25 protein-coding genes are annotated in these 26,439 nt (G+C 60.2%); 15 read left to right on the top strand and 10 right to left on the bottom strand.

Translation table 11 applies throughout. The features are described from left to right. Nucleotides 1–59: 59 nt before the first annotated feature. Complete coding sequence (gene cysQ / locus L4G42_RS13365; RefSeq protein WP_237259214.1) at nucleotides 60–908, bottom strand: 3'(2'),5'-bisphosphate nucleotidase CysQ; 849 nt, start codon at nucleotides 906–908, stop codon at nucleotides 60–62. Further along, nucleotides 905–1,471, bottom strand: a complete 567-nt coding sequence (gene nudE, locus L4G42_RS13360; RefSeq protein ID WP_074889934.1) for an ADP compounds hydrolase NudE — start codon at nucleotides 1,469–1,471, stop codon at nucleotides 905–907. The genes cysQ and nudE overlap by 4 nt, the downstream gene beginning before the upstream one ends. Nucleotides 1,472–1,567: 96 nt before the next feature. Here nudE and yrfG point away from each other — a divergent pair, with 96 nt between their 5' ends. Further along, entirely contained in the window at nucleotides 1,568–2,230 is a 663-nt protein-coding gene (gene yrfG / locus L4G42_RS13355) for a GMP/IMP nucleotidase (RefSeq protein WP_237249988.1), read from the top strand. Between the two features lie 136 nt (nucleotides 2,231–2,366). On the opposite strand, the gene lysM is transcribed toward yrfG, so the two are convergent. Beyond that, nucleotides 2,367–2,813, bottom strand: a complete 447-nt coding sequence (gene lysM, locus L4G42_RS13350) for a peptidoglycan-binding protein LysM (protein ID WP_237249989.1) — start codon at nucleotides 2,811–2,813, stop codon at nucleotides 2,367–2,369. 171 nt (nucleotides 2,814–2,984) lie between these two features. On the opposite strand from lysM, the gene L4G42_RS13345 reads away from it, so the two are divergent. The 4 genes from L4G42_RS13345 to L4G42_RS13330 all read left to right on the top strand — a co-directional run bounded on the left by L4G42_RS13345 (nucleotide 2,985) and on the right by L4G42_RS13330 (nucleotide 7,915). Further along, nucleotides 2,985–3,872 carry a LysR family transcriptional regulator gene (locus L4G42_RS13345; protein WP_237249990.1) on the top strand — a complete coding sequence of 296 codons (888 nt, stop codon included), beginning with the start codon at nucleotides 2,985–2,987 and terminating at the stop codon, nucleotides 3,870–3,872. A 94-nt stretch (nucleotides 3,873–3,966) separates the two neighbouring features. After that, complete coding sequence (gene fdhD / locus L4G42_RS13340; RefSeq protein ID WP_237249991.1) at nucleotides 3,967–4,806, top strand: formate dehydrogenase accessory sulfurtransferase FdhD; 840 nt, start codon at nucleotides 3,967–3,969, stop codon at nucleotides 4,804–4,806. Nucleotides 4,807–4,808: 2 nt separating this feature from the next. Next, nucleotides 4,809–7,139, top strand: a complete 2,331-nt coding sequence (locus tag L4G42_RS13335; RefSeq protein ID WP_237259262.1) for an FdhF/YdeP family oxidoreductase — start codon at nucleotides 4,809–4,811, stop codon at nucleotides 7,137–7,139. 314 nt (nucleotides 7,140–7,453) lie between these two features. Then, nucleotides 7,454–7,915, top strand: a complete 462-nt coding sequence (locus L4G42_RS13330; RefSeq protein WP_037016408.1) for a glycine zipper domain-containing protein — start codon at nucleotides 7,454–7,456, stop codon at nucleotides 7,913–7,915. A gap of 70 nt (nucleotides 7,916–7,985) precedes the next feature. Here L4G42_RS13330 and L4G42_RS13325 read toward each other — a convergent pair whose 3' ends face one another. Together L4G42_RS13325 and L4G42_RS13320 are read right to left on the bottom strand one after the other, a co-directional pair. Continuing rightward, nucleotides 7,986–8,414, bottom strand: coding sequence for an acyl-CoA thioesterase (locus L4G42_RS13325; RefSeq protein WP_237249992.1), 429 nt, complete (start codon nucleotides 8,412–8,414; stop codon nucleotides 7,986–7,988). 52 nt (nucleotides 8,415–8,466) lie between these two features. Further along, nucleotides 8,467–10,398, bottom strand: a complete 1,932-nt coding sequence (locus tag L4G42_RS13320) for a RecQ family ATP-dependent DNA helicase (protein ID WP_237260855.1) — start codon at nucleotides 10,396–10,398, stop codon at nucleotides 8,467–8,469. A 241-nt stretch (nucleotides 10,399–10,639) separates the two neighbouring features. On the opposite strand from L4G42_RS13320, the gene L4G42_RS13315 reads away from it, so the two are divergent. The 3 genes from L4G42_RS13315 to L4G42_RS13305 all read left to right on the top strand — a co-directional run bounded on the left by L4G42_RS13315 (nucleotide 10,640) and on the right by L4G42_RS13305 (nucleotide 12,985). Further along, the gene (locus tag L4G42_RS13315; protein WP_237260854.1) at nucleotides 10,640–11,446 is read left to right on the top strand and encodes a hypothetical protein; all 807 of its coding nucleotides are present in this window, start codon (nucleotides 10,640–10,642) and stop codon (nucleotides 11,444–11,446) included. Between the two features lie 33 nt (nucleotides 11,447–11,479). Continuing rightward, nucleotides 11,480–12,169 (top strand): hypothetical protein, encoded by a 690-nt coding sequence (locus L4G42_RS13310; RefSeq protein WP_237249995.1) that lies wholly within the window; start codon nucleotides 11,480–11,482, stop codon nucleotides 12,167–12,169. 96 nt (nucleotides 12,170–12,265) lie between these two features. After that, on the top strand, nucleotides 12,266–12,985 hold the full coding sequence (locus L4G42_RS13305; RefSeq protein ID WP_237249996.1) for a hypothetical protein: 720 nt from the start codon (nucleotides 12,266–12,268) through the stop codon (nucleotides 12,983–12,985). 73 nt (nucleotides 12,986–13,058) lie between these two features. On the opposite strand, the gene L4G42_RS13300 is transcribed toward L4G42_RS13305, so the two are convergent. Then, the gene (locus L4G42_RS13300; protein ID WP_237249997.1) at nucleotides 13,059–14,600 is read right to left on the bottom strand and encodes a phosphoenolpyruvate carboxykinase; all 1,542 of its coding nucleotides are present in this window, start codon (nucleotides 14,598–14,600) and stop codon (nucleotides 13,059–13,061) included. A 191-nt stretch (nucleotides 14,601–14,791) separates the two neighbouring features. Further along, a complete protein-coding gene (gene hslO, locus L4G42_RS13295; RefSeq protein ID WP_237249998.1) occupies nucleotides 14,792–15,694 on the bottom strand; it encodes an Hsp33 family molecular chaperone HslO in 903 nt (300 codons plus the stop codon). 98 nt (nucleotides 15,695–15,792) lie between these two features. On the opposite strand from hslO, the gene L4G42_RS13290 reads away from it, so the two are divergent. Next, nucleotides 15,793–16,602, top strand: coding sequence for a phosphatase PAP2 family protein (locus L4G42_RS13290; RefSeq protein WP_237249999.1), 810 nt, complete (start codon nucleotides 15,793–15,795; stop codon nucleotides 16,600–16,602). Between the two features lie 66 nt (nucleotides 16,603–16,668). Here L4G42_RS13290 and L4G42_RS13285 read toward each other — a convergent pair whose 3' ends face one another. After that, the gene (locus L4G42_RS13285) at nucleotides 16,669–17,070 is read right to left on the bottom strand and encodes an RNA-binding S4 domain-containing protein (protein ID WP_237250000.1); all 402 of its coding nucleotides are present in this window, start codon (nucleotides 17,068–17,070) and stop codon (nucleotides 16,669–16,671) included. Between the two features lie 118 nt (nucleotides 17,071–17,188). Between L4G42_RS13285 and rimA the strand changes: the two genes are divergently transcribed. The 3 genes from rimA to rimK are packed head-to-tail and all read left to right on the top strand — an operon-like array spanning nucleotide 17,189 to nucleotide 19,362. After that, a complete protein-coding gene (gene rimA / locus L4G42_RS13280) occupies nucleotides 17,189–17,962 on the top strand; it encodes a S6 modification regulatory phosphodiesterase RimA (RefSeq protein ID WP_237250001.1) in 774 nt (257 codons plus the stop codon). Nucleotides 17,963–17,977: 15 nt separating this feature from the next. Next, nucleotides 17,978–18,460: a retropepsin-like aspartic endopeptidase RimB gene (gene rimB, locus L4G42_RS13275; RefSeq protein WP_065987437.1), complete on the top strand. Its 483-nt coding sequence runs from the start codon at nucleotides 17,978–17,980 to the stop codon at nucleotides 18,458–18,460. After that, entirely contained in the window at nucleotides 18,457–19,362 is a 906-nt protein-coding gene (rimK, locus tag L4G42_RS13270) for a 30S ribosomal protein S6--L-glutamate ligase (protein ID WP_133773681.1), read from the top strand. The genes rimB and rimK overlap by 4 nt, the downstream gene beginning before the upstream one ends. An 81-nt stretch (nucleotides 19,363–19,443) precedes the next feature. Here the strand turns inward: rimK and L4G42_RS13265 are convergent, their stop codons facing one another. Further along, nucleotides 19,444–20,757, bottom strand: coding sequence for an ATP-binding protein (locus tag L4G42_RS13265; protein WP_192171344.1), 1,314 nt, complete (start codon nucleotides 20,755–20,757; stop codon nucleotides 19,444–19,446). A 166-nt stretch (nucleotides 20,758–20,923) separates the two neighbouring features. Then, on the bottom strand, nucleotides 20,924–21,664 hold the full coding sequence (ompR, locus tag L4G42_RS13260; RefSeq protein ID WP_065987440.1) for an osmolarity response regulator transcription factor OmpR: 741 nt from the start codon (nucleotides 21,662–21,664) through the stop codon (nucleotides 20,924–20,926). A gap of 280 nt (nucleotides 21,665–21,944) precedes the next feature. Here ompR and L4G42_RS13255 point away from each other — a divergent pair, with 280 nt between their 5' ends. From L4G42_RS13255 to gshA, 3 genes are all read left to right on the top strand, one after another. Continuing rightward, nucleotides 21,945–24,269, top strand: coding sequence for a Tex family protein (locus L4G42_RS13255; RefSeq protein WP_237250002.1), 2,325 nt, complete (start codon nucleotides 21,945–21,947; stop codon nucleotides 24,267–24,269). Then, complete coding sequence (locus L4G42_RS13250) at nucleotides 24,269–24,652, top strand: PaaI family thioesterase (protein ID WP_122623487.1); 384 nt, start codon at nucleotides 24,269–24,271, stop codon at nucleotides 24,650–24,652. Before L4G42_RS13255 ends, L4G42_RS13250 begins: the two co-directional genes overlap by 1 nt. Before the next feature lie 197 nt (nucleotides 24,653–24,849). After that, nucleotides 24,850–26,436, top strand: a complete 1,587-nt coding sequence (gshA, locus tag L4G42_RS13245) for a glutamate--cysteine ligase (RefSeq protein WP_237250003.1) — start codon at nucleotides 24,850–24,852, stop codon at nucleotides 26,434–26,436. The last annotated feature ends 3 nt before the right edge of the window (nucleotides 26,437–26,439 follow it).

Below are 26,439 nucleotides of genomic sequence, written 5' to 3'. Positions count from 1 at the left end.
ATCTGATGTCAGGCCAAGGTATGCGGTCAGCAATCAGCAGCGCGATCCGGAGTAGTCGATCAGCTACGAGGCCTCGCCAACTCCAGCAACGCGCCGCGCCAAGTGGCTTCCCCCGGCAGCGCCAGAAAGAATGAATTCAGCAGTGTCTCGCGCGGCGGGTAATCAAATGTCGTGCCGTCCAGGTTCAACACCACGCCGCCTGCGCCTTCCACCACACCCTGGGCAGCAGCGGTGTCCCACTGAGAAGTGGGTGCCAGACGCGGGTAGCAATCGGCGGCCCCTTCGGCCAGCAGGCAAAACTTCAGCGAGCTGCCGATATTGGTCAGCTGCAGCTCACCCAACACTTCCGACAAACCGGCCAGCAGCTTCTGCTGCTCGGGGCTGGAGTGACGACGGCTGGCGACCACGGTGAACGCTTCTCCCGCGCCCGGCTCATTGCGCACGCTGATCGGCGCCAGATGCTGCGCGTCGTCACTGCGCCACGCACCCAGCCCGGCGCCACCGAAATAGCAGCGGTTGTTGGTCGGCATCGACACCACGCCAAACACCACACGACCGTTCTCGATCAGCGCCACGTTGACGGTGAACTCTTCACTGCCGGCAATGAATTCCTTGGTGCCATCCAGCGGGTCCACCAGCCACCAGCGTTGCCACTGGCTGCGTTCGCTCAACGGGATGTTGGCGTCCTCTTCGGACAGGATATGAATGCTCGGATCCAGCGCCTTGAGGCCCGCCACCAACAGCTCATGGGCGGCCAGGTCAGCGGCGGTGACAGGCGAATCGTCTGACTTTACCGTGACCTCCACGCCGGAGCGCCAGAACGGCAGAATGACTTCGCCAGCCTGGCGGCAAAGTTCGATCACGGGCGCAAGCAGCGGGTGCGGCAAATGGGCGAATGTCGGGTTCATGGCAGGAAATCCCCACGTTCGGCCAGCAGGTCGCGGGCAAGGTATAACGCAGCCAGCGCGCGCCCTTCAGTGAACTGCGGATTCTGAACCAGAGCGGAAAGCTCACGCAGATTGACCTTGTCCACGCGCATAGGCTCAGGCTCGTCGCCGGGCAGCGTTTCCTCATACAAATCGGTGGCCAGGACGACCTGAATTTTCTGGCTCATGTAGCCCGGCGAAAGCGACAGCTCGGTCAGGTGCACCAGGGTCCGCGCGCCATAACCGGCTTCTTCCTTGAGTTCGCGATTGGCGGCGGCCAGCACGTCTTCGCCCGGCTCGATCAAGCCTTTGGGCAGCGACAGCTCGTACTGGTCAGTGCCGCCGCAGTATTCCTCGATCAGCACGGCGTGATCGGCATCCAGCATCGCCACGATCATCACCGCGCCGTAGCCACTGCCGCTGCCGACCAGCCGCTCATAGGTACGCTCGACGCCGTTGGAAAAGCGCAACTGCACTTCTTCAACGCGGAACAGACGGCTGCTCGCGACGATTTCGCGAGAGAGGACGGTAGGTTTCTGCTGCATGACGAGCTCCTTGGCGTAGACGGGTTACTATACCGTGGCTTTTGCGGATGTCTTCGCCGCAAACCCACGCGACTCATCCAACGCCGAGAGACCTGTATGCCTTCTTTGCCCTGGCGCGATATCGACACCGTTCTGCTGGATATGGACGGCACCCTGCTCGACCTGCATTTCGACAATCACTTCTGGCTGGAGCATCTGCCCAAGCGCTATGCCGAGGTGCACGGAGTCAGCCTGGCGATGGCGCAACTGGAGCTGATGCCGCTGTTCGAAAAAAACGCCGGCACCCTCAACTGGTACTGCACCGACTTCTGGAGTTCGGAGCTGAACCTGCCGGTGAAAGACCTGAAAGTCGAAATCGCCCACCTCATCGCCTTGCGCCCCGACGCTGAGACGTTTCTGGCCGCCATCAAGCAGGCTGGGAAACGGGTGATCATGATCACCAACGCTCACCGCGACTCGCTGTCGCTGAAGATGGAAAGACTGGAGTTGGCGCCTTACTTCGAGCGCCTGATCAGCTCCCATGACTACGGCTATCCCAAGGAAAACCCGCAGTTCTGGGACGCGCTGCAGGGCGACATCAGGTTCGACCCTGCGCGCAGTCTGTTCATCGACGACACCTTGCCGATCTTGCGCAGCGCAGGACGATACGGGATCGGCCATTTGCTGGCGGTGCGTGAGCCCGACAGTCGCAAAGGTCCGAAGGACACCGAAGAGTTCGAAGCGGTTGAAGACTATCGGTCGTTGATAAAAGGTTTATGAGCACCGCAAAACAACTGTAGGAGCGCGCTTGCCCGCGAAAAACTGGCACATCCGACTCATCTGCATCGGATGTAAGAATCTTCGCGGGCAAGCGCGCTCCTACAAGGGCCTGCGTCCGGTCAGTAAGACAGCCGCCTTACTCAGGAATACGCAGAACCTGACCTGGGTAAATCTTGTTCACATCTTTCAGCATCGGCTTGTTGGCGTCGAAGATCTTCTGATACTTGTTGGCATCGCCATATACACGTTTGGAGATAGCGCTGAGCGTGTCGCCTTTCTCAACGGTGACGAACTTCGCAGCGGCAACTGTAGGTGCGCCGGCGGCGATGGTCAGTTGATCATCGACGCTGCCTACACCGGCGATGTTGCCGGCGGCCAATACGATCTTCTCTTTCTCTTCCTGACTGGCGACTTCGCCCGTCAAGGTGATCGTGTCGCCGTCGACCGTTGCATGAACGTTGGGATTGCCCAACCCGACAGATTCGATGTGCTTTTTCAGCTCATCGCTGGCGTTGGCGTTTCCTGGGGTGAGCAGGTCGATAAGCTTCTCGCCCGCTTCCTTCACAAAACTGAACAGACTCATGGGTTTCTCCTTAGTGTCTTTGTAGTGTCGTTGTGGTTTCCCGCGCAACATCGAATCCGCTGACATTGCCCGACAAAACTCCGACCCGATGCCGCGCCTCAAGGTTTCAAGCCATTCGACGTTCGGTCGCGATAGACTTCGCCGGGCGAGCCTGTGCCTCAAGGAATGAAGATGGACATTAAACAGCTGAAATTTCTCATCGCCCTCGACGAAACCCGTCACTTCGGACAGGCCGCTGCGCGCTGCCATATCACGCAACCGACACTGTCGATGCGTCTGCGCAGCCTTGAAGAAGAGCTGGACCTGCCGCTGGTCAATCGCGGCCAACGCTTCGAAGGGTTTACCGCGCCGGGCGAACGCGTTCTGGCATGGGCGCGTACGGTACTGGCGGCATACGACGGTTTGCAGGCTGAAGCGGCCGCCTGTCGCGGGCATCTGGTCGGCACATTACGCCTGGGCGTGGTGCCGCTGTCGAACTTCGATCCGCTGCCCTTGCTGCAACGCCTGCATTCCCTGCACCCGAACATGCGCTTCGAGCTTTCATCGCTGAGCTCCGAGCAGATCCTCGATCAACTCGCCAGCAACCGCCTGGACCTCGGGGTTTCGTATCTGGACCGACTGGACTCCGAGCGTTTCGACTCATTGCAACTGGCCGAGACCCGCATGGGTGTGATGTACGACCAGCGCTATTTCAGTTTTGCCGAAGAAACTTCAAGCTGGGAAAGCCTGACCGAACTCCCTTTGGGCCTGCTCACCAGCGGCATGCACTTTCGGCAATCCATCGATCACAACTTCCACAGCCGGGGCCTTCATCCGCAGCCGATCATTCAGACGGACGCCGTACATCAGCTGCTGCAGGCGGTTCATGGCGGTTTCTGCTGCGCGATCATGCCGTTGGACGGCGGCCTTGAATCACTGACCGAGCACCTCCGGCTGCAACCCATCGAAGACGCGCAGACCCTGGCTCGGCTGGGCTTGATCATGCGTCGCTCAGCGCCGCGCTCGGCACTGGCTGAAGCCTGTTTGGCGCTCTATCACACGATGATGGAAGAGACTTGATCGACGTCATCTATCGGTGCATCAGTACTAGCGATTAGACGTTATCCGACCAGGGGCCTAGGCTTAAGCCTAATTATTCTGCCGGTTACTCCCGATGCACGCCAAGCACATGGATATCACGGCGCCCGCACAGCAATTGCCCGCGCCCGCCGCAAGCCAGTCCTACAGCTACTCCAACCTCGAACACGACGTCAGCGAGCCCAATGTGCTTGCCGAGGAAGTCGCGCTGGCGGTTGCCTATAACGGCATCAGTCAGGCGGTCATGCTGGTCACGCCCACTGATCTGGAAGACTTTATCGTCGGCTTCAGCATCGGCAGCGGCCTCATCGAATCACCGGATGAGATCTACGACATCAAGCTCGGTGGTTGTGGCTCTGCGCAGACCGCAGAAGTCGAAATCGCCAGCCGTGCCTTCTGGAACCTGAAGACCCAGCGTCGGCAACTGGCTGGCACCAGCGGTTGCGGCCTGTGTGGCGTCGAAGCCGTCGAGCAGGCATTGCCCGAGCTCAACGTGCTGCCCGGCGCGCCCCTTCCCCCCGCTGAATGGCTGAAAGGTCTGCGCGAACGCATGGGCGCATTTCAGCCGTTGGGCGAACACTGCGGCGCGGTTCATGCGGCGATGTTCATGGACGCTCGCGGCGAAATTCTTTTAGGTCGTGAAGACATCGGCCGACATAACGCTCTGGACAAGCTGATCGGCGCACTGATTCGCCAGGACATCCCGACCACGGGCGGCCTGGCCATCGTCACCAGCCGCTGCAGTCTCGAACTCATTCAGAAAGTATTACGTGCCGGCATTCAGACCCTTGTCAGCCTGTCATCGCCGACCGGCCTGGCGCTGCAATGGGCTCGCCGCCACAACCTCAACCTCATTCATCTGCCTAAACACAGTGCGCCGCGGGTTTACAGTCCTGCGTTGGAGAATCAAGCGTGAGCATGCATAAAGAAGCCGACAAGGTATCGACCCCCCGCTATAAGCCCTACAAAGGCCCGGCCGGCGGATGGGGCGCATTGATCAGCGTCGCCCACTTCTGGCTGACCAGCGACAACGCCCTGAAGAACATCCGCACGATGCTCAAGACCAACCAGAACGGCGGCTTCGACTGCCCGGGCTGCGCGTGGGGCGATTCGCCGGAAAGCGGCATGGTCAAGTTCTGCGAGAACGGCGCCAAGGCAGTCAACTGGGAAGCGACCAAGCGCCGCGTCGATGCATCGTTCTTCGCCCGCTACAGCGTCAGCTCGCTGCTCGAACAAAGTGATTACTGGCTGGAATACCAGGGCCGTCTGACCGAGCCAATGGTCTACGACGCTCAGACCGATCGCTACAAGCCGATCGCCTGGGACGACGCATTTGCGCTGATCGCCAAGCACTTGAACAACCTGCCAAGCCCGAACATGGCCGAGTTCTACACCTCGGGCCGTGCCAGCAACGAAGCGGCGTATCTGTATCAGCTGTTCGTGCGTGCCTACGGCACTAACAACTTCCCTGACTGCTCGAACATGTGCCATGAAGCGAGCGGCGTTGCTTTGTCGCAAAGCGTGGGTGTCGGCAAAGGCACGGTGACGTTCGAGGACTTCGAGCACGCGGACGCGATTTTCGTCCTCGGCCAGAACCCGGGCACCAACCACCCGCGCATGCTGGAACCGCTGCGTGAAGCGGTCAAACGTGGTGCGCAAGTGGTGTGCGTGAACCCGCTGAAAGAACGTGGTCTGGAACGTTTCCAGCACCCGCAGCACCCGCTGGAAATGCTCAGCAACGGCTCCGAGCCGACCAACACGGCGTATTTCCGTCCGGCACTGGGCGGCGACATGGCCCTGCTGCGCGGTATGGCCAAGTTCCTGCTGCAGTGGGAACGTGAAGCCCAGGCGAACAACGAAGCATCGGTGTTCGACCACACCTTCCTCAACGAACACACCAATGGCGTGCTGGAATACCTGGCCGCCATCGACGACACCTCGTGGGAATTCATCGTCGAGCAATCGGGTCTGCCATTGACCGACATCGAACTCGCCGCGCGGATGTACGCCAAAGGCAAGAACGTGATCATGTGCTGGGCGATGGGCATCACTCAGCATCGCCATTCGGTGCCGACCATCCAGGAAGTCTCCAACCTGATGCTGCTGCGCGGCAACATTGGCCGGCCGGGCGCAGGCCTGTGCCCGGTGCGCGGTCACAGCAACGTGCAGGGCGACCGCACGATGGGCATCAACGAGCGTCCGCCGGCGTTCTTCCTTGATGCGCTGGAGAAACGTTTCCAGTTCAAAGTGCCGCGTGAAAATGGCCATAACGTCGTTGAAGCGATTCACGCGATGCTGGAAGGCCGCGCGAAGGTCTTCATCGGTCTGGGCGGCAACTTCGCCCAGGCCACCCCGGACAGCCCGCGCACCTTCGAAGCCCTGAGCAACTGCGACCTGACGGTTCAGATCAGTACCAAGCTCAACCGCAGCCATCTGGCCCACGGCAAGGAAGCGCTGATTCTGCCGTGCTTCGGCCGTACCGACATCGACATCCAGGCCGAAGGCCCGCAAGCGGTAACGGTTGAAGACTCGTTCAGCATGGTCCATGCGTCCAACGGTCAGCTCAAGCCGCTGTCGCCGCAGATGCGTTCCGAGCCTTCGATCCTGGCGGGCATCGCCAACGCAACACTGGGCAAGCAGCCGGTTGACTGGTTGTGGCTGGTGGCGGACTACAGCCGCATTCGCGACCTGATCGCCGACACCATTCCGTCGTTTCAGGACTTCAACGAGAAGATCAAGAACCCGGGCGGTTTCTATCTGGGCAACGCCGCAGGCTCCCGTCGCTGGAACACGCCAAGTGCGCGGGCCAACTTCAAGCCGAACGTACTGCCGAGCGATCTGGTGCATGAAAGCGTCCGCGGGACAGGCATCGTGCCGGACCTGATCATGCAGTCGATGCGTTCGCACGATCAGTACAACACCACCATCTATGGCCTGGACGACCGTTATCGCGGCGTGAAAGGTCAGCGTGACGTGATGTTTGTGAACGAGGCCGACATCGTTCGCCTGGGCTTCGTACCGGGTCAGAAGGTGGACATCGTGTCGATCTGGGGCGATGACATCACGCGTCGCGTAAAAAGCTTCACGCTGCTGCCGTTCGACATTCCGGCCGGCCAGGCTGCCGCGTATTACCCGGAAGTGAACCCGCTGGTACCGCTGGAAAGCGTGGGCGACGGCAGCAGCACGCCAACGTCCAAGTTCGTCGCCATCAAACTGGAAAGGCACGTGGAGACAGCGCGGATCATTTGATTCCGAGCTGAAAGCCTTGTAGGAGCGCGCTTGCCCGCGAAGGCGTCGGCAAAATCAACATCGACGCCGCCTGACGTTCTTCACGGGCAAGCGCACCTGCATTCCCGATGTATTCGCCAGCCACAAAAAAAGGCCCGAATCGCGAGATTCAGGCCTTTATCAAGTAGCGTATGACTCATTAACCTGACTTAGGTTCCCGAGTCAAAACAATAAGTTAGCGTTTTGCATACAAGTCGTGTTATTCGTCGGAATTCGATTGTGACATTTTCTTCATACTTGCAGGATCGCGGCGTCATCCCTATGAGCATCCATACATGAAGTATTCCTCGATTCTGTTGTTGTCGTTCTCACTGGTCAGCGGTTTTGCCTCAGCAGGCGATAACGTGACGGCCGGCGTGGGCGGCGCATTGGGTGGGGTACTCGGCTCCGTCGTTGGCCAGCAGGTCGGCGGCAGCACAGGTTCGGCAATCGGTGCCGGGCTTGGCGGCGCGGCCGGTGGCGCAGTGGGCGCCAACCGCCGGAACCGTACCGAAGCCGCAATCGGCGGCGGCCTGGGTGCCGCTGGCGGCAACGTGATTGGCCGCAGTGTCGGCGGCAGCACCGGCAGTCTGATCGGCGCAGCAGCGGGCGGCGGCGCCGGCGGCGCACTCGGCAACTACATGGGCGACGAAAGCCGCCGTGACGACGACCGAGGCCGTGGCTACCGTGGCGATCGCCGCGACTACAAACACGGTCGCGGTCACGCGTACGGTCATCGCAAGCACCATCGTGACTAACGCCGTCGAGTCCGACGCGCGCACCTGACCCGATGAACACCGGCCGCCCATAACGCGGCCGGTTTCATTTTCAGACCACCAATCGCTCAAGCGCCTGCCGCAACCCCGTCGGGATCGGTACCGGCTGATTGGACGCTCTATCCACGAACACATGCACGAAGCGGCCTGCTGCGCGCGCCTCGTCTTCCCCCGCCTTGAACACCGCCAGCTCATATTGCACCGAGCTGTTGCCCAGCTTGCCAACCCGCAGCCCGACTTCTATCAGCTCCGGATAGGCAATCGACGCAAAATAATCGCACGACGAACTCACCACAAACCCCACCGCCTCACCGTCATGGATATCCAGCCCGCCCTGTTCGATCAGGTAGGTATTCACCGCGCTGTCGAAAAAGCTGTAGTACGTGACGTTGTTGATATGTCCGTACACATCGTTGTCGTGCCAGCGCGTCACGATCGGCTGGAAGTGGCGATAGTCGTCGCGCTGCGGGGTGTCGTTCATGTGGCTTCCTCCGGTTTGTCTGTCGTTTTTTCGCTCATGAAATCCGTGACCGCTATTGAATCTGGCTCTGAGTCCATTCACGCACCTCGGCATACGGATACGCCTCCAACGCGCCAAACCCGCCGATGTTCCGAGCCTTGAGCCTGGTAAACATCGGCACGCTGATCCCGCAGAGAAACCGCGTCAGGCACTCGGCGCCCGGCTCATGCCCTCGGGCCTCAAGGTGCTTGCCGACGAACTCACTGCACAAGTCCGCGAAGTCCTGCTCGCTCAAAGGCGTCAGGGCTGGCGGCTCGGGGAGCACGGCCACGTGCCCCTCGCACACCGAGCAATGGCCGCAGTGCTCGGGCGCACGGTCGTCGCCAAAGTATTGAGCCAGACGATGACTGAGGCACTGCTCACTGGCGAACAGTTCGAGCATCGCGTGGATACGCGCGACTTCAGTCTTTTCGTGATGGACGAAGTAGTCATGCAACTCCTCGCTCAGCGCCTGCGCGTCGAAGTCGGCGGCGGTCAGACTGTAGACCTCGGTCATCTGCTTGCTTTCGAGTTCGATCCAGCCCTTTTCCTGAAAGAAATCCAGCGCCGTCACAACACGCCCGCGCTCGGCCTGATACTGCTGGTACATCGCGTCGAAGTTGACGGTTGCCCAGGTGCGCGCCCGGCTTGAAGTCTCGGTCAGCGCCTGCACAAATTCGCGTCGTTCGCCCTGGAAGCGCTGCACCAGCACCTGCGGTTCGATCAGGTATTTGAAGCGGTATTCCGCGAAGTACGAATAACGCGGCGCAATGATCCCGCGCAGTTCCAGCTGCACGAGGAGCGTTTTAAGCGGCAGTTGGCGAATGTTGCTGAGGTCCGACAAGGGCGCCAACAGAAACTCCCACTGACTGTCGTTACGCGCGCCTTGCAGATCTTCCAATACCAGCCGGATGCCTTCCTGCTCCGGTGTGTCGCCGTAGACGAAGTTCTCGAGGACGTTCAGGCTGTCGCGATTGGCCAGCACCAGACACTCCGACGTCGCCCCGTCGCGACCCGCACGACCAATCTCCTGGCTGTAGTTCTCGATGGATTTGGGCAAATCGAAATGCACGACGTTGCGGATGTCACTTTTGTCGATGCCCATGCCGAAAGCGATCGTGGCGACAATGCAGTTCAGACGCCCATCCATGAACTGGCGCTGGATCGACTCGCGCTTATCGTGGGGCAGACCGGCATGGTAGGCGTATGCCGGAATACCGTTCTGCGACAGATGAGCGGCCACGAACTCGGCAGTCTTCTGCAGCGTGACGTAGACAATGCTTGGCTGCCCGGCCCGTTCGCCGAGCCACTCCACCAGACGCCGACGCTTGTCCCGCCCCGCAACCGGCTCGACCCGCAGCGTGAGGTTGGGTCGGTAGAAGCCCGTCGTCACCACGTCGTCCAGCGCGATGCCGAACTTGCTCTGCATGTCATCGATGACTTGGGGTGTCGCGGTCGCGGTCAGGAGCAGCGCCTGGGGGATGTTGAACTCACGCTGGTAGTCAGGAAGCTTGAGGTAATCGGGCCGGAAGTTGTGGCCCCACTCGGAGATGCAGTGCGCTTCGTCCACGACCAGAAGGGAGATCGGCACCTGAGTGATGAAATGCCGAAAGCGCTCGTTCTTCAGGCGCTCGACGGAAATCATCAGGATTTTCAACTCACCGGAACGCGCCCTGGCCATGACATCGGCCACATCGTCGCGGCTTTGCGCGGAGTCAATGCTCGCCGCTGCAATGCCGTGTCGCTGAAGGAACGCCAACTGGTCCTGGATCAGCGCCAACAGCGGCGACACCACCAACGTCAGATGCGGTAGCAGCAATGCCGGCAGCTGATAGCAGAGAGATTTACCGGAACCTGTGGGAAATATCGCCGCGGCGGAGCGCCCTGCCAACACCGCAGTGATAGCGGCCTCTTGTCCGGCGCGAAACTGCCGATAACCGAAAACCTGCTCAAGGGTTTGATGCATGTGTGCCACTCCTTTGACCGTCGCAAGGCCGTGAACCATAGCGCGGTGGGTCTGGGCGCAATACACCTAAACCATTACAGAAATATCGGACAGGATACATCCCGGATACAAACACCGTGCGCGATGCTGGCAAAACGGCATTCCGAAGATTATTCTCGCGCGACGTATCTAACCGCTGCACGTCAGGCAGCCCGTTCGACTGCAAACCGGTCGGCGTCAGAAAGTTCGCCAAGGAGAGGCAATGCAACCCACACCGCAGCCTGAGGATGACGGGCTCATCATGCAACGGCTGGCGCCCGGTCAGTTTGACGTCGTGCTGGGTTCTCATCCCGCCCGAAGCAGTGTCGCATCGGGCAAAAGCAATTGGCCGCTCAGCAGCGTTCTGATCTGCCTCGCGCTGCTGATCGCAATCATCTTTCTTATCGCCCAGATGTTTCGCACACCCAAGCAGGCAGCGGCGGTCATCCCCGCCCCGCCCATCGCAGAAGTCGTCAGCGAGCCTGAGCCCGCACAACCCGTTGCTCAAGTGCGTAACGTTGAACAAGTCGTTTATATCGCCCCCAAGGCTGATGTCTCCCAGCCCGCCACGGCCCGGCCGCTCGACGCCTGCCTGAAGGACGGCAACGTCATCGACCGGGATGTCATCAATTGCCGCTTCGGTGAAGCTCAGGCCAACGACTCTCAAGCCATCCGTCCCCAAGGCATGGTTTCAGATCGTTACATGGCGAACTACAAGGCCGCCGCCGTCAAACCCAAAACTGATTCCGCTCGGCGTTACGAAGTAGCGGGTGTGTTTATCCGTGAAATTGACGGACGCAATCGCTACGAAGCCCGCTATCGCATTTCCAACAACCACATTGAAACCAGCAGTGTCTGCATGAACTTCCTGGCCGACAGTGTCGAACACCGTGAATGCCGCCGCGCCGCCGTACCCTACTTCAAAGACATGTGCAGCGACTGGAGCAAGCGCGCCGCCAAAGACAAGAGTGACAAGAACAAACTGGCGCAAGAGCAATACTGCGATGCCGCGCGGACGTATCAGCCGTGATTTCACGTCTTCGCGTTGAAAGGGCCAGGCCGAATGAAGCATGACCCGGACGACTGGGCGCGCAGCGAGCGCATGAGTGCTGACGAAGACGATCTCCGGCCCCGGAGTCGCGCCGTTGCCGGCTCGACGCTGTACCGCAATGTTTTCCTGCTGATGGCCGCCCTTGTCGGCTGCGCTTACCTATTCCTGCATGAGCGCCGTCCCGAACAGACTGCGCCTGCGCCCTCCCGCGATGTCGAGGTCACGCCAACACCCGTCGACCCGCCCCGCCCAGCCATGCAAGCCCGGGCCGCCGTCCCGCAGCCTCTGGCGGACTGCATCAAGGACGGCAATATGATTGACGAAACCGTTGTGCGGTGCCGCTTCGGCCAACACCCTCAACCCCGCGATAACCCGCAAGCTCAGGGCATGGTTTCCACAGCGTACATGGCACAGTTTAAAGCGGGCCAACAGCGGGCCGACAGACCGCACGAGCAGTTCAGCGAAACACGGCTTGTCCAGCAGTGGGACGGCAAAGCCTGGTACACGGCGCATTGGCTGGTTCTGAATAATCAGATCGACAGCACCAGCGTCTGCGCCAACCTGCGGCGCGGCTCTATCGAGTTTCGTGAATGCCGCAAGGGCGCGAAGGTCTGGTTCCGAAATGAGTGCCGCAAAGGCGGTGATGACGCCTCCCATCAGCGCTATTGCAGCGCAGCGAGCAGCTTCAACCCAATGGGATAGCAACTTTTTACGCGACGTTGCGATCCTCCCTTCGAATTCATGGTCATACCTTTCGCCAAGCAGAGGCTTTCACGCCGATCACTTCAGGAAGACCCCATGATTCACACCCGCTACCTGCCGTTTTTGCTCGCTGCCACGATTGCCACGCTCGCGGGGTGCGGCGACAACGACGCCGACAAACCCGCTCCGGCCACTGCCGATGCGCGCGGCTTGTCGAAGTCAATGACGGTGGACGTGAGCGGCGATCTCAATCTGCACTACAAGGCGACGGGGGATCAGGTCGGCGTTGGTTTCTTGCCCGGCAAACTGCCCGGCTCCAACTGGCTGACACTGAGCGCGGACCAGGAAGCCGAAGGCGACCGCAATGAGGTAAGCATCGGGCCAATCCTTGGGTTCTCTTTCGACAACCCTGATCAGGAGAAGAAAGCGATCATGTTTCAGGGTGGCCGCGTCGAGGTTGCCCACGATGAAAACAGCGCGTCCTACGACACCGGTTCGTACTATCAGTATTTCGATGCGGACAAGGGCGGCAACAACAGCAATGTCCAGCTCGTCTTCAGCAAAATCGAGAAACTCAGCTCCCCCAACAAACTGCTCGACCGCTACCGGTTGATCGGTACGTTTCAGTTCAACGCGGCGCTGTCCCCTGAGCAACCCACCGACGAATGCACCCGCGAAGCCGCTGCCTACGCCGCCGAGCATGGCGAACGCCATCCAGGGTTCGACGCGAAGCTGTGTAACGCGAAGAGCGTCGTGGCAAAGGGCAGCTTTGACATCACTCAGGACTTTCCGGTGACGACGAAGGCAGAGGGGTAGCAACAGCGCTGACTTAACATCCGTTAATAAAAAACCGCCCCGAAGGGCGGTTTCTTTTTAGCAGGTTCCGCTCTTACAACTTCGGACCCGCTGCCTTGATCGCGTCGCTCACTTCGAACTTCTTGAAGTTCTCGATGAACAGGCCGGCCAGTGCTTTGGCTGCTTCGTCGTACGCCGCTTTGTCAGCCCAGGTGTTGCGCGGGTTGAGCAGTACGGTTTCAACGCCTGGCACAGAAGTCGGAACGTCCAGGTTAACGGTGTGGAGGTGCTCGGTTTCAGCACCGATCAACGCGCCGCTCTGAATGGCTGCGATGACGCCACGGGTGGTCGGAATGTTGAAGCGCTTGCCGACACCGTAGCCGCCGCCGGTCCAGCCGGTGTTGACCAGATAGACCTTGGAGCCGAAACCGCGGATACGCTTGATCAGCAGCTCTGCGTATTCGCCCGCCGGACGCGGGAAGAACGGTGCGCCGAAGCAGGTTGAGAACGTCGACTTGATGCCGGCGCCTGAGCCCATTTCAGTGGAGCCGACCAGTGCGGTGTAGCCCGACAGGAAGTGGTAGGCCGCTTGTTCTTCGCTGAGGATCGACACGGGTGGCAGCACGCCGGTGAGGTCGCAGGTCAGGAAGATCACCGCGTTTGGCTCGCCGCCCAGGTTCTTCTCGGAGCGCTTTTCAACGTGCTCGAGTGGGTAAGCGGCGCGGCTGTTCTGAGTCAGGGTGCTGTCGGCGTAGTCGGCATGACCGGCCCCGTCCAGCACCACGTTTTCCAGTACGGCGCCGTGCTTGATGGCCTTCCAGATAACGGGCTCGTTCTTCTCGGAGAGGTCGATGCACTTGGCATAGCAACCGCCTTCGATGTTGAAGACAACGCCTTCGCCCCAGCCGTGCTCGTCATCACCGATCAGGTAACGGGTCTCGTCGGCGGACAGCGTGGTTTTGCCGGTGCCGGACAGACCGAAGAACAGCGTCACGTCGCCGTCTTCACCGATGTTGGCTGCGCAGTGCATTGGCAGCACATCGGACGCCGGCAGCAGGAAGTTCTGCACCGAGAACATGGCTTTCTTCATTTCACCGGCGTAACGCATACCGGCAATGAGGACCTTCTTCTGGGCGAAGTTGATGATGACGCAACCGTCGGAGTTGGTGCCGTCACGCTCAGGCACGCACTCGAAGTTAGCCACGTTGAGCACTTGCCATTCTTCACGGCCGGCCGGGTTGTACTGGGCCGGATTGATGAACAGGCAGCGACCGAACAGGTTCTGCCAGGCAGTCTGCGTGGTCATCTTGACCGCGAGGTAGTGGTCTTCGGCTGCGCCTACGTGAACGTGGGAAACGAAGTGTTCCTGGGCGTTGTTGAACGCCTCGACACGCGCCCACAGGGCGTCGAACTTGTCGGCCGGGAATTTGCGGTTGATCGGGCCCCAGGCGATCGCGGCCTGAGTGGAGGGTTCGTCTACGATGAAGCGGTCGACAGGCGAGCGGCCTGTACGGTGGCCTGTTTCCACGACGAGTGCGCCAGTATCGGACAGCACGCCTTCTTCGCGTTTGAGGGCTTCTTTAACCAGATCGTCGACACTGAGATCGGTGTGAACGGCGTTATTGGCTTGCGTCATGAGATTCCCCGTCGGCTCGGTGGCCGAGTGCTCCAAACGTTTTGTAGTAGAAAAACCAACACTACTACAGCTAAAAAGTGGCCGGATTATGCCAGAAAAGCCCAAAAAAGGTAGGGCCCTCCTGTCAGAACTACATGAAGAAGAGTCAAGCGGGCCGGGCGGAAAGCTTTCAGCGCAGGACCCGCACTACATTAATGGCGGGTATCGGAAGGGGTATCCACCCCACCCCCTGCAAACAGCTGCGCTACATCGGTTGCATCGAAGAGATAGCGCTGATTGCAGAACTGGCAGTCAATCTCAACCGCACCGTGATGCTCGATCACCAACTGCTGTGCATCTTCCAGACCAAGACTGACCAACGCATTGCCAGAACGTTCGCGCGAGCAGCTGCAACGGAACACCAGTGGCTGGACATCGAACATGCGCACGACGTCTTCGTGGAACAGCCGCTTCAATACGGTTTCGTTGGTCAGGCTGAGCAATTCTTCAGCGGTCAGGGTGTCGACCAGCACATTGACGTGCTGCCAGCTGGCCTCGCGCTCTTCCGGCTCTTTGAGCTTTTCAGCTGGCAACTGTTGCAGCAGCAGCCCGCGTGCGCGCTTGCCGTCGGCCTTGATCCAGAAGCGCGTCGGCAGTTGCTCCGACATCACAAAATACTCGGACAGGCACGCCGACAGGTCGACGCCGTCCAGGCCTACGATGCCCTGATAGCGCTTGCCCTGACGCGGGTCTATGGTCATGGTCAGGTCACCATTGGGCATCAGATCGAGCAACGTGGCGTCCGGCGTGACCAGGGCTTCGTCGTAACGCGCGATGCCGCGCAGTTCGCGCTCGCTGGAGCATTCGACCATGAGCAACGACACCGGTCCAAGCGACCGCGCCTGTAAAACCAAAAGGCCATCAAACTTCAGCGTGCCCACCAGCAGCGCGGCGGCGGCGAGCATCTCGCCAAGCAACTGAGCGACTGGCTCGGGATACGGGTGCTTGGCAAGTACCTCGGCATAGCTGCGCTCAAGGGCCACGAGTTCGCCGCGAACGTCGCTCTCGTCGAAGATGAAGCGCTGGGTGTAATCGGTATCCGGAAAGTCTGGCATAGGAGAAGGTATCTGAATGGATGACAAAATGATGACAAACGCCTATAAAGCGCGATTTAGCACCGACGGGTGCACTGTCATGCCGATGGGGGCATTTTATGGACTATCCCGCGTTGTTCCAACCCAAGTGGAACGCCAAAAAATTCTTGCTGTGTAATCTGGTTGCGCTGGCCCTGCTGCTGCTGTGGATCTGGCCCACGGGCCACGCGGCTTTCACGCATTTCGACGAAGGCCTGTTTCACGTACTGAACCGCCCGCTTGAGCAAAACGAGGCGTGGTTGTGGATCTGGACGATTGCCAGCATGCGGCCCTTCGATATCGTCGTCGGCCTGATTCTTCTCACGCTGCTTATAAAGGGCGACTGGGTGTTCAAATCCTTGCAAACGCGGGCGGCGCTGATCGGCTTTGTGCTGACGCTGATCCTGCTGCTGATCATCCGCACGGTGTTTTCCAAGATCATCGACCACAGCGCGCTGCAACATGACAGCGCGTCGGTGATGATCCCTGATGCCATCAAGCTCAGCGACATATTCCCGGAGCTGGAAGACAAGTGGCAGCTCAAGGACCGCTCCAGCCAAAGCTTTCCCGGTGACCACGCTTCCGTGCTGCTGATCTGGGCGATGTTCATGAGCGTTTACAGCCGTACGGTCGGCCAGCGCGTGGTCATCTGGGCGCAGGCGTTCCTGTTCATGATGCCGCGCCTGGTCGCCGGCGCTCATTGGGGGCAGGACGATTACATTGGCGGCGTGATGATCGCTTTGCTGGCATTGGGCTGGAGCTGCTACACCCCGTTCGTGGCCACTGCTACCGCCTTCCTGTTTCGCTTGACCGCGCCGGTCTTCAATATGCCTGGCCGCCTGCCGCTGCTCAAATGCCTGAGCATCATGAAGTCGGGTTCCCATTTGTAAGCTGCCTGTCGCTACTGAGCCGTCCGGGGTCGATGAATTCGCGATCCCGGACAAGCTGCGAGATCGTCAGTCGTCACCCGAATGAAAATGAAACAATTGCCGACGCTGCTTTTTGGTCGGCCTGCCGTCAGTGGTCACGCCCAAGCTTCCAGCCTTGCGCATTTCGGCGGCTTGCTCGCGTTTGGCGAGGCTCTCCGGCGTTTCGCTGTACAGCAGCTGAGCCTCGGGGGCACCTCGCCGGACAATCGACAACGCCTGAACCACCACGGTCCGCTCATCGAAGCCCGCTCTAATCTGGAACTCATCCCCTACGCGCGGCTCTTTTCCCGGCTTGCAACGCTCGCCGCGACAATGAACCTTACCGCTTTCAATGGCGGCTTTTGCCAGCGCACGCGTCTTGAAGAATCGCGCCGCCCAAAGCCATTTGTCCAGACGGACCTTGTCGTCCTCGTCTGACTTCTGTGTCATCTGAATTCCTCAATCGTGTAATGGTCAGAATCGTACTACGTCACGCCGGGGACGCAGTAACCTCAACCCTCGTTTACACTGCCCACCAAGACTAAAGCACCGGCTTCAGGAGAACGACGTGACAGACTTCCCAACGTCATTGACTGGTGGGTGCCAGGGCTGCAGAGAAAGCTCCGCGCTGGATTTCGAATTTGAATTCGCTTATCAGCCTATCGTGGACGTCCGCGACCGCTCGGTATTTGCCCATGAAGCCTTGGTGCGCGGGGTTAATGGCGAGGGGGCGCAGTCCGTACTGAACCGGGTTGACGACACCAACCGTTACCGCTTCGATCAATTGTGCCGAACCCGCGCGATTTCAACTGCCGCCCGGCTGGGAATGGATGAATACTTGTCGATCAACTTCCTGCCCAACGCGGTGTATCGCCCCGAACTGTGCATTCGCACCACCCTTGAAGCGGCTCGCGCCCACAACTTTCCGCTGGACCGGCTGATCTTCGAGACTGTCGAATCCGAGCACGTGGGTAACAACAGTCACTTGACCAACATCCTTCGGGAGTACCGCCAGTTTGGTTTCAAGACTGCCATCGACGACTTCGGCGCCGGGCATTCGGGACTGACCCTGCTCGCCGACTTCCAGCCCGACCTGATCAAGCTCGACATGGCGCTGGTGCGCAACGTCCATCTGGACCCCGCACGGCAGGCCATCGTGCGCGGCATTGTCACAATGTGTACGGAGCTGAACGTTACAGTGATCGCCGAAGGCATTGAACAGGCAGGCGAACGAGACTTCCTCGCCGACTGCAGCATTTACCTCATGCAAGGCTACTGGTTCGCCAAGCCTGCATTCCAGGCGCTGGCGCACATCGATGCCGGCGCATGGCAGAACGTGTAAACGAACGGAACCGCTTTGAAAACATTTGACCATCTGACAGTCATCGGCCTTCGCGAATGGGTGGCTTTGCCCCATCTGGGAGTCGCCGGGCTGCGCGCTAAAATCGACACCGGTGCCAGCACTTCCAGCCTGCACGCGACAGAAATAGAACCGTTCGAACGGGACGGCGAAAAATGGGTGCGCTTCAACGCGCACTTGGGGACGGTGGTGCAACTGCGCCATCGTCGCTGCGAGGCACAACTGGTGGCGATGAAAACCATCAAAAGCTCCAATGGCCACGCCCAGGTTCGCTACGTCATTCGTACGACGCTGGCGCTGGGGGATCGGGTCTGGCCGGTGGAATTCACGCTGGCCTGTCGCAAGGCCATGCGCTACCGGCTGCTGCTGGGTTCCAAAGCCCTGATTGACGGCCAATTGGTGGTCAATCCGGGTGTTACATATATTCAGGACAAGCCGGTGTTCCCGGCTTCAAATCTCTCTGCCACAGGTGCTGCATGAAGATCGCTGTGCTTTCGCGAAACCCGCGTCTGTATTCAACTCGTCGTCTGGTCGAAGCTGGGATTCAGCGCGGCCACGAGGTCGTGGTGGTCGATACCCTGCGCGCCTATATGAACATCGCCAGTCATAAGCCGCAGATTCACTACCGAGGTAAACCCCTGGAAGGTTTCGATGCGGTGATACCGCGCATCGGCGCCTCCGTGACCTTCTACGGCTGTGCCGTGTTGCGTCAGTTTGAAATGATGGGCGTGTTCCCGCTCAACGAATCCGTCGCCATCGCGCGCTCCCGCGACAAGTTGCGCTCGCTGCAGTTGTTGTCGCGACGCGGTGTTGGCTTGCCCGTCACCGGCTTTGCTCACTCACCGGACGACATCCCTGACCTGATTCAAATGGTCAACGGCGCACCCCTGGTGATCAAGGTGCTCGAAGGGACGCAAGGCATTGGCGTGGTGCTGTGCGAAACCGCGACAGCGGCTGAATCCGTGATCGAGGCCTTCATGGGTCTCAAGCAGGACATCATGGTGCAGGAGTACATCAAGGAAGCCGGTGGCGCCGATATCCGCTGCTTCGTGGTGGGCGACAAGGTCATTGCTTCGATGAAGCGTCAGGCGAAGCCCGGGGAATTCCGCTCCAACCTGCACCGGGGCGGCACTGCCAGTCTGATCAAGATCACCCCGGAAGAGCGCATGACGGCCATTCGCGCGGCCAAGGTCATGGGCTTGAGTGTCGCGGGCGTCGATATCCTGCGTTCCAACCACGGGCCACTGGTGATGGAAGTGAACTCATCCCCCGGTCTTGAAGGCATTGAAACCACCACCGGCAAGGATGTCGCGGGGATAATAATCGAGTACATCGAGAAAAACGGCGGGCCGCACATGACCCGCACCAAGGGCAAGGGCTAACGCCTACGCCCATTTCTGCACGGAGGCGTTGGTCGCGAGCACGCCCCCCGCCTGCGGCCTCCAGGCAGAATCACGAACGAATCAGTCGGCATCCCGCGGCAGCAACAACCCCAACGGCAGCCGAACTCTGGCCTCCAGCCCGCCTCCCGAACGATTACGCAATTCGACATTGCCGCCGTGCATCGCGGCAATGCGCTTGACGATCGCCAGGCCAAGCCCTGTCCCCTTTCCACTCCTGGCGCGGTCGCCGCGAATGAAAGGATTGAAAATCCCCTCCAATTCCGACGGGTCAATCCCCATACCCCGATCCAGCACGCTCAGCACCACGTAAGGCGCACCGCTGTCGCCAGAAACATAGGCCGCTACTTCAACGCCGTCACCGGCATGGTGCATCGCGTTGCCGATGAGGTTATTGAGCAGCCGCTTCATGGAAACCCGTCGCAGCGGGAAAGGCGGAATGGACTCCAGGCACAACCGGACCTGCTCCACAGGGTTGTTGTACGGCGCGACGACTTCGTGGACCAGCTCGACCAGATCGACTTCTTCGACCTCTTCATCGCGCCCGTCCCGGATGAATGCCAGGAATTGATCGAGGATGGCATCCATGTCTTCGATGTCGCGGACCATGCCTTCCATGAACTCATTGTTGGTCGGCATCAATTCAAGTGACAGACGCAGACGGGTCAACGGCGTCCGCAAATCATGGGACACCCCGGCGAGCATTAACTCGCGCTCCTGCCCCGCCTGCTCCACGTCTTCGGCCATCTGGTTGAACGCGCGGTACACCTCGGTCATTTCGCTGGGCGTGTCGCCCACCGGCAACCGCACACTGCGGCCCTGCCCTAACTGGCGGGCGGCAAAAACCAGGCGTTTGAGCGGCTGATTGAGCTGGCTGACGAATATCCATGCCGATGCCGTCGACAGCAATCCGATCGCCAGGAACCAGCCCAACACGCTCCAGATTTTCTGCCCGCGCAACGGATGCGGGTACAGCGGCACTTTCAGCCAGCCATCACCGAGACTCGGCGCCCTCACCCACAGCGCAGGGGGCGCGTGGACACGCAGGCGCACTTCGGTGTCCGCGCCCAGCTCATCCTGCATCTGCCGTTGGTAGATCTCGGAGTACGGCCAGTGCTGCTCGCCTTCCGGCACTCCACCACCCACCACGCGGATCAGCCCGGCGGCGTCGGCGATGGTCTGCCGGTCACTCTCATCGGCCGCCCAGTAAGCCCGCAAAGTGAGTGCAACGCCGTGGCTGTATTGGCGATCGACCAGAACATCCTCGTTCATCAGCAGATAGACGAGGGTCAGCGCTTTCGAAAACAGCACGACAATGAGCACCAGCCACAGGGTGCGGGAGAAAAAACTTTGCGGGAACCAGAGCGGTGTCTTCATAACAGCAGCTGCACACTTTGCGGAAGCGAGCCAGGCTCGCGAATTTGCGGAACACATGACACAGCAAAAACCAGTCACGCCAATGGCCGCTTTCACGAACATTGAGGTGACTGGCTAACGTAGGCGGGCGTGAGACAGGCCCGGCAGGTTACCGTCGAACTTGCTGTTACTGCTTGTTGGCACCGTCTGGAACGAAAACATAACCCACTCCCCAGACCGTCTGAATGTAACGCGGCTTGGCAGCGTCCACTTCAATCAGACGACGCAGGCGGGAGATCTGGACGTCGATGGAGCGCTCCAGCGCGTCCCACTCACGGCCACGGGCCAGGTTCATCAGTTTGTCCCGCGTCAGCGGCTCACGGGCGTGCATGACCAACGCCTTCAACACGGCGAATTCACCCGTGGTGAGCATGTGCACTTCGTCGCCACGCTTGAGCTCGCGGGTGGCGAGCGACAGAGCGTAATCGCCAAAGGTGACGGTTTCGTCTTCCGTGGCAGGCGCGCCAGGGACGGGTGCGGATTGACGACGCAGCACAGCGCGAACGCGGGCCATCAGCTCGTCAGGGTTGAAAGGTTTTGCGAGGTAATCATCGGCGCCGAGCTCAAGGCCCTTGATGCGGCTGAGCTCGTCGCCCTTGGCGGTGAGCATGATGATGGGGACTTGATTGTTCGCGGCGCGCAAACGGCGGCAGGCGGACAGGCCGTCTTCGCCTGGCAGCATCAGGTCAAGGACCACGAGGTGGAACACTTCGCGCGCCAGCAGCCGATCCATTTGCTCCACGTTGGGCACAGCCCGGGCGCGATAGCCCTTGCTGTTGAAAAAGCGTTCTAGCAGGCTGCTCAAGCCCGGGTCATCGTCAACGATGAGGATTTTCTCGCCTTCAGCCGTTTGTGCAGTGCTGCTCATTGGAAGCTCCTTTGATCTCGGCGCGCATTATGGCGTAGCTGCAGTTATGCGCACCGTGTGCATTGTTAGCAGATTTTTCCTGAATCCACATGGGTGCTCTCGCTCAGTCACTTGAGCGCGATTCACAGCGGCTGCGCGGGCTGAAATCGGCGCATCGACTGGCCGATCCCCTATTCAGGGCTCACTGGGTATAATGCGCCGCCTTCAAGGTCAGGCAACGCTCGTTCAAGGCGGTTCGCCAGCCGCTGATTTAATGCACACACATTTGCCAGGTGGTTTTATGGACAGTATCAACAGCCGCATCGCCGAGGAACTCGGCGTCCGCCCGCAACAGGTCGAAGCGGCCGTCGCGCTACTGGATGAAGGCTCAACGGTGCCTTTCATCGCTCGCTACCGCAAGGAAGTCACTGGCAGCCTCGATGACACGCAACTGCGTCATCTGGAAGAGCGCCTGCGCTACCTGCGCGAACTCGACGAGCGCCGCATCAGCATCCTTGCCAGCATCGAAGAGCAAGGCAAGCTGACCCCTGAACTGGCGCGCGACATCAAACTCGCCGACACCAAGACCCGCCTTGAAGACTTGTACCTGCCGTACAAGCAGAAGCGCCGCACCAAAGGCCAGATCGCACTGGAAGCCGGCCTGGGTGAGCTGGCCGACGGGATCTTCAACGACCCAACACTTACCCCAGAAGCCGAGGCCGCGCGCTTCGTCGATGCCGAAAAAGGCTTCGCCGACGTAAAGGCCGTGCTCGAAGGCGCCAAATACATTCTGATGGAGCGGTTCGCCGAAGACGCGACGCTGCTGGAGAAGCTGCGCAGTTTCCTCAAGCACGAAGCCGTGATCAGTGCGCGTGTAGTGCCGGGTAAAGAGGAAGAAGGCGCCAAGTTCCGCGACTATTTCGAACACAACGAGCCGCTCAAGAGCATGCCGTCGCACCGTGCGCTAGCGATCTTCCGGGGTCGCAACGAGGGCGTGCTGAGTTCGGCGCTGAAAGTCGGCGAAGAGCTGCCCGGCACTTTGCACCCGTGCGAAATGATGATCAGCGAGCGCTTTGGCCTGCAGAATCAGAACCGCCCTGCGGACAAGTGGCTGGCCGAAGTCGTGCGCTGGACCTGGAAGGTCAAGCTGTACTCCAGCCTCGAAACCGACCTGCTCGGCGAGCTGCGCGAAGGTGCCGAAACCGAAGCGATCAACGTATTCGCTCACAACCTGCACGACCTGTTGCTGGCCGCACCCGCAGGGCCTCGCGCCACGCTGGGCCTCGACCCGGGCCTGCGCACGGGTTGCAAGGTCGCCGTGGTCGACAGCACCGGCAAACTGCTGGACTACGCCACGGTTTACCCCCACGTACCGAAAAACCAGTGGGATCAGACCATCGCCGTGCTGGCAGCCCTTTGCGCCAAGCATTCGGTCGACCTGATCGCGATCGGCAACGGCACTGCCAGCCGCGAAACTGACAAGCTGGCCGGCGATCTGATCAAAAAGTATCCAGGCCTGAAGATGACCAAAGTCATGGTCTCTGAAGCGGGCGCTTCGGTGTACTCGGCGTCGGAACTCGCTGCCAAGGAATTCCCGGACCTCGACGTTTCGATCCGTGGCGCCGTGTCCATTGCCCGCCGCTTGCAGGATCCGCTCGCGGAGCTGGTAAAAATCGACCCGAAATCCATCGGCGTTGGCCAGTACCAGCATGACGTCTCGCAGCTCAAACTGGCCCGCGGCCTCGACGCGGTGGTGGAAGACTGCGTGAACGCCGTGGGTGTGGATGTGAACACCGCATCCGTGGCCCTGCTGGCGCGGATTTCCGGCCTGAACACCACGCTGGCGCAGAACATCGTTTCCCACCGCGACCAGAACGGCGCGTTCAAGACCCGTGCGGCGCTGAAGAAAGTCCCGCGTCTGGGCGAGAAAACCTTCGAACAAGCCGCCGGCTTTCTGCGCGTCATGAACGGCGACAACCCGCTGGATTCGTCAGCCGTTCACCCTGAGGCGTATCCGCTGGTGCAGCGCATCGCCGCCCAGACCGATCGCGACATCCGCTCGCTGATCGGCGACGCAGGCTTCCTGAAGCGTCTCGACCCGAAGAAATTCACCGACGAAACCTTCGGCCTCCCCACCGTCACCGATATCCTTCAAGAGCTGGAAAAGCCGGGCCGCGATCCGCGCCCGGGCTTCAAGACCGCTGAGTTTCAGGACGGCGTTGAAGACTTGAAGGATCTTCAGCCGGGCATGATCCTGGAAGGCGTGGTCACCAACGTCACCAACTTTGGTGCATTCGTCGATATCGGCGTGCATCAGGACGGTTTGGTGCATATCTCTGCGCTATCGGAGAAGTTCATCAAGGACCCTCGCGAAGCGGTCAAAGCTGGCGATGTGGTGAAGGTGAAGGTGATGGAAGTGGACATCCCGCGTAAGCGCGTCGGTCTGTCGATGCGCATGAGCGACACGCCGGGCGAGAAAGTCGACGGCGCTCGCGGTGCTCGTCCTGGAGCAGCGCCACGTCAGCAGCAAAGCAATGCCCCTCGCAAGGAAGCCGCCACCCCGGCGCCGAGCAACAATCCGATGGCGTCGCTGTTCGCTAACGCCAAGCCATTGAAGAAGCGCTGATGGATATCCCTGATGAACTGACCCAGAGCGCCTATTTCAAGACGCTCGGCTGCCGGGTGGTGCAACTGGACGAGGGCGTTGCTGTTGTGGCCTTGCCGCTGGAGCCGCACCTGCGCAATCGCGGCAACGTCATGCATGGCGGCGCGCTGTTCAGTCTGGTCGACATCACCATGGGGCTGGCCTGTTCCAGCGCCCACGGCTTCGACAAGCAAAGCGTCACGGTGGAATGCAAAATCAATTACATGCGCGCCGTGGCCGAGGGCGAAGTCATCTGCACCAGCACGGTGCTGCATGCCGGACGCCGAACGCTGGTGGTCGAAGCCGACGTTCGCCAGAACGACAAGCTGGTTGCCAAAGCGCAGGGCACGTTCGCAATCGTCTAGCTGTCCGATGGCGTTATGGGTTAATTTCGGCACTGTTCAGCAGTGTCGAAATTTTCTGATTTCCTTGTAGGAACGATCAGCGACGGGCATCGGCGTTAGGGCCATCGACGAGGCGAAAACGCCAGTTCCTTTCTTCACCCTTGTAGACCGCCATATCGCCCCCATATAGGGCCGACTGACGCGTGAAGGATTCCAACTTGAGCGAACTTCTCAACCGCCGCCTGACTCTGCTTGGCGAGCGCTCCAACCTCTCCCTTCTGGAGAAGTGCTTGCACGGCATCGAGCGTGAATGCCTGCGCGTTACGGGCGAAGGCCGTCTGGCGCAAACCCCGCACCCGGAAGCCCTCGGCGCGGCGCTGACCAACGAGCAAATCACCACCGATTACTCCGAGTCGCTACTGGAGTTCATCACTCCGGCCCTGGCCGACCCTGCTGATACGCTTGAGAGCCTGGATAAGATCCATCGCTTCGCGTACAGCAAACTGGGCAGCGAATACATCTGGAGCCCTTCGATGCCGTGCCCGCTGCCGGCCGAAGCGGAAATTCCGATTGCCTATTACGGCACCTCCAACATCGGCAAGCTCAAGTACGTCTACCGTCAGGGCCTTGCCTTGCGTTACGGCAAAACCATGCAGTGCATCGCCGGCATTCATTACAACTTCTCGTTGCCCGAAGCCATCTGGCCGGTGCTCAAGCAGGACGCGAAATTCGAAGGCGATGACCGTGATTTCCAGTCCGAGAGCTACATCGGCCTGATTCGCAACTTCCGTCGTTACAGCTGGCTGCTGATGTACCTGTTCGGCGCGTCGCCGGCGCTGGACGCCAGCTTCCTGCGCGGCCGTTCGCATCAGCTTGAGCAGTTCGACGCCGAAACGCTGTATCTGCCGTACGCCACCAGCCTGCGCATGAGCGACCTGGGTTATCAGAGCAATGCCCAGGCGGACCTGACGCCCTGCTACAACGACCTGCTGACTTACACCGACAGCCTGCGCCGTGCGGTGGCAACGCCCTACGCGCCCTACGTCGAAATCGGCACGCACAAGGATGGCGAGTGGATTCAGCTCAACACCAACGTGCTGCAGATCGAGAACGAGTATTACTCGACGATCCGTCCGAAACGCGTCACCTATTCCGGCGAACGCCCGATTCAGGCGCTCGTCGCGCGCGGCGTGCAGTACGTGGAAGTCCGCTGCCTGGACATCAACCCGTTCCTGCCGGTCGGCATCGACCTTCAGCAATCGCGCTTCATTGATGCGTTCATTCTGTATTGCGCACTGCACGACAGCCCGCAGCTGGCGAGCAACGAGTGCGGCAACGCCAGCACGAACTTCCTGACCGTGGTCAAGGAAGGTCGCCGTCCCGGCCTGCAACTGAACCGCAACGACACGACGATCGACCTGAAAGTCTGGGCCAACGAGATGCTGGACACGATCAGGCCGATCTGTGAACTGCTCGATGCCAGCCAGGGCACGGATCAGCACGTCAAGTCGCTGGACGTTCAGCGCGCGAAGGTGGCGGACGCGTCTCTGACGCCTTCGGCACAAGTGCTGTCTGCGATGACCGAGCACAAGGAAGGCTTCACGGCCTTCTCGCTGCGCCAGTCACAGCTTCACGCTGATCATTTCCGCAGCAATCCGCTGAGCGCCGAGGACCAGACCCATTTCGAAAGCAAGGCACGCGAGTCCCTGGCTCAGCAAGCGGAACTGGAACAGACCGAAGAGAAAGTGGATTTCGACACGTTTGTGGGCGCGTATCAGGCGAGCATTCTGGCGATCAGTAACTGATCA

The sequence above is a fragment of the Pseudomonas petrae genome (assembly GCF_021728295.1).
GTDB classification, from domain to species: Bacteria; Pseudomonadota; Gammaproteobacteria; order Pseudomonadales; family Pseudomonadaceae; genus Aquipseudomonas; species Aquipseudomonas petrae.
The sequence above is the reverse complement of the archived record's forward strand: the minus strand, read 5'-3'. Positions and strand labels throughout refer to the sequence as shown.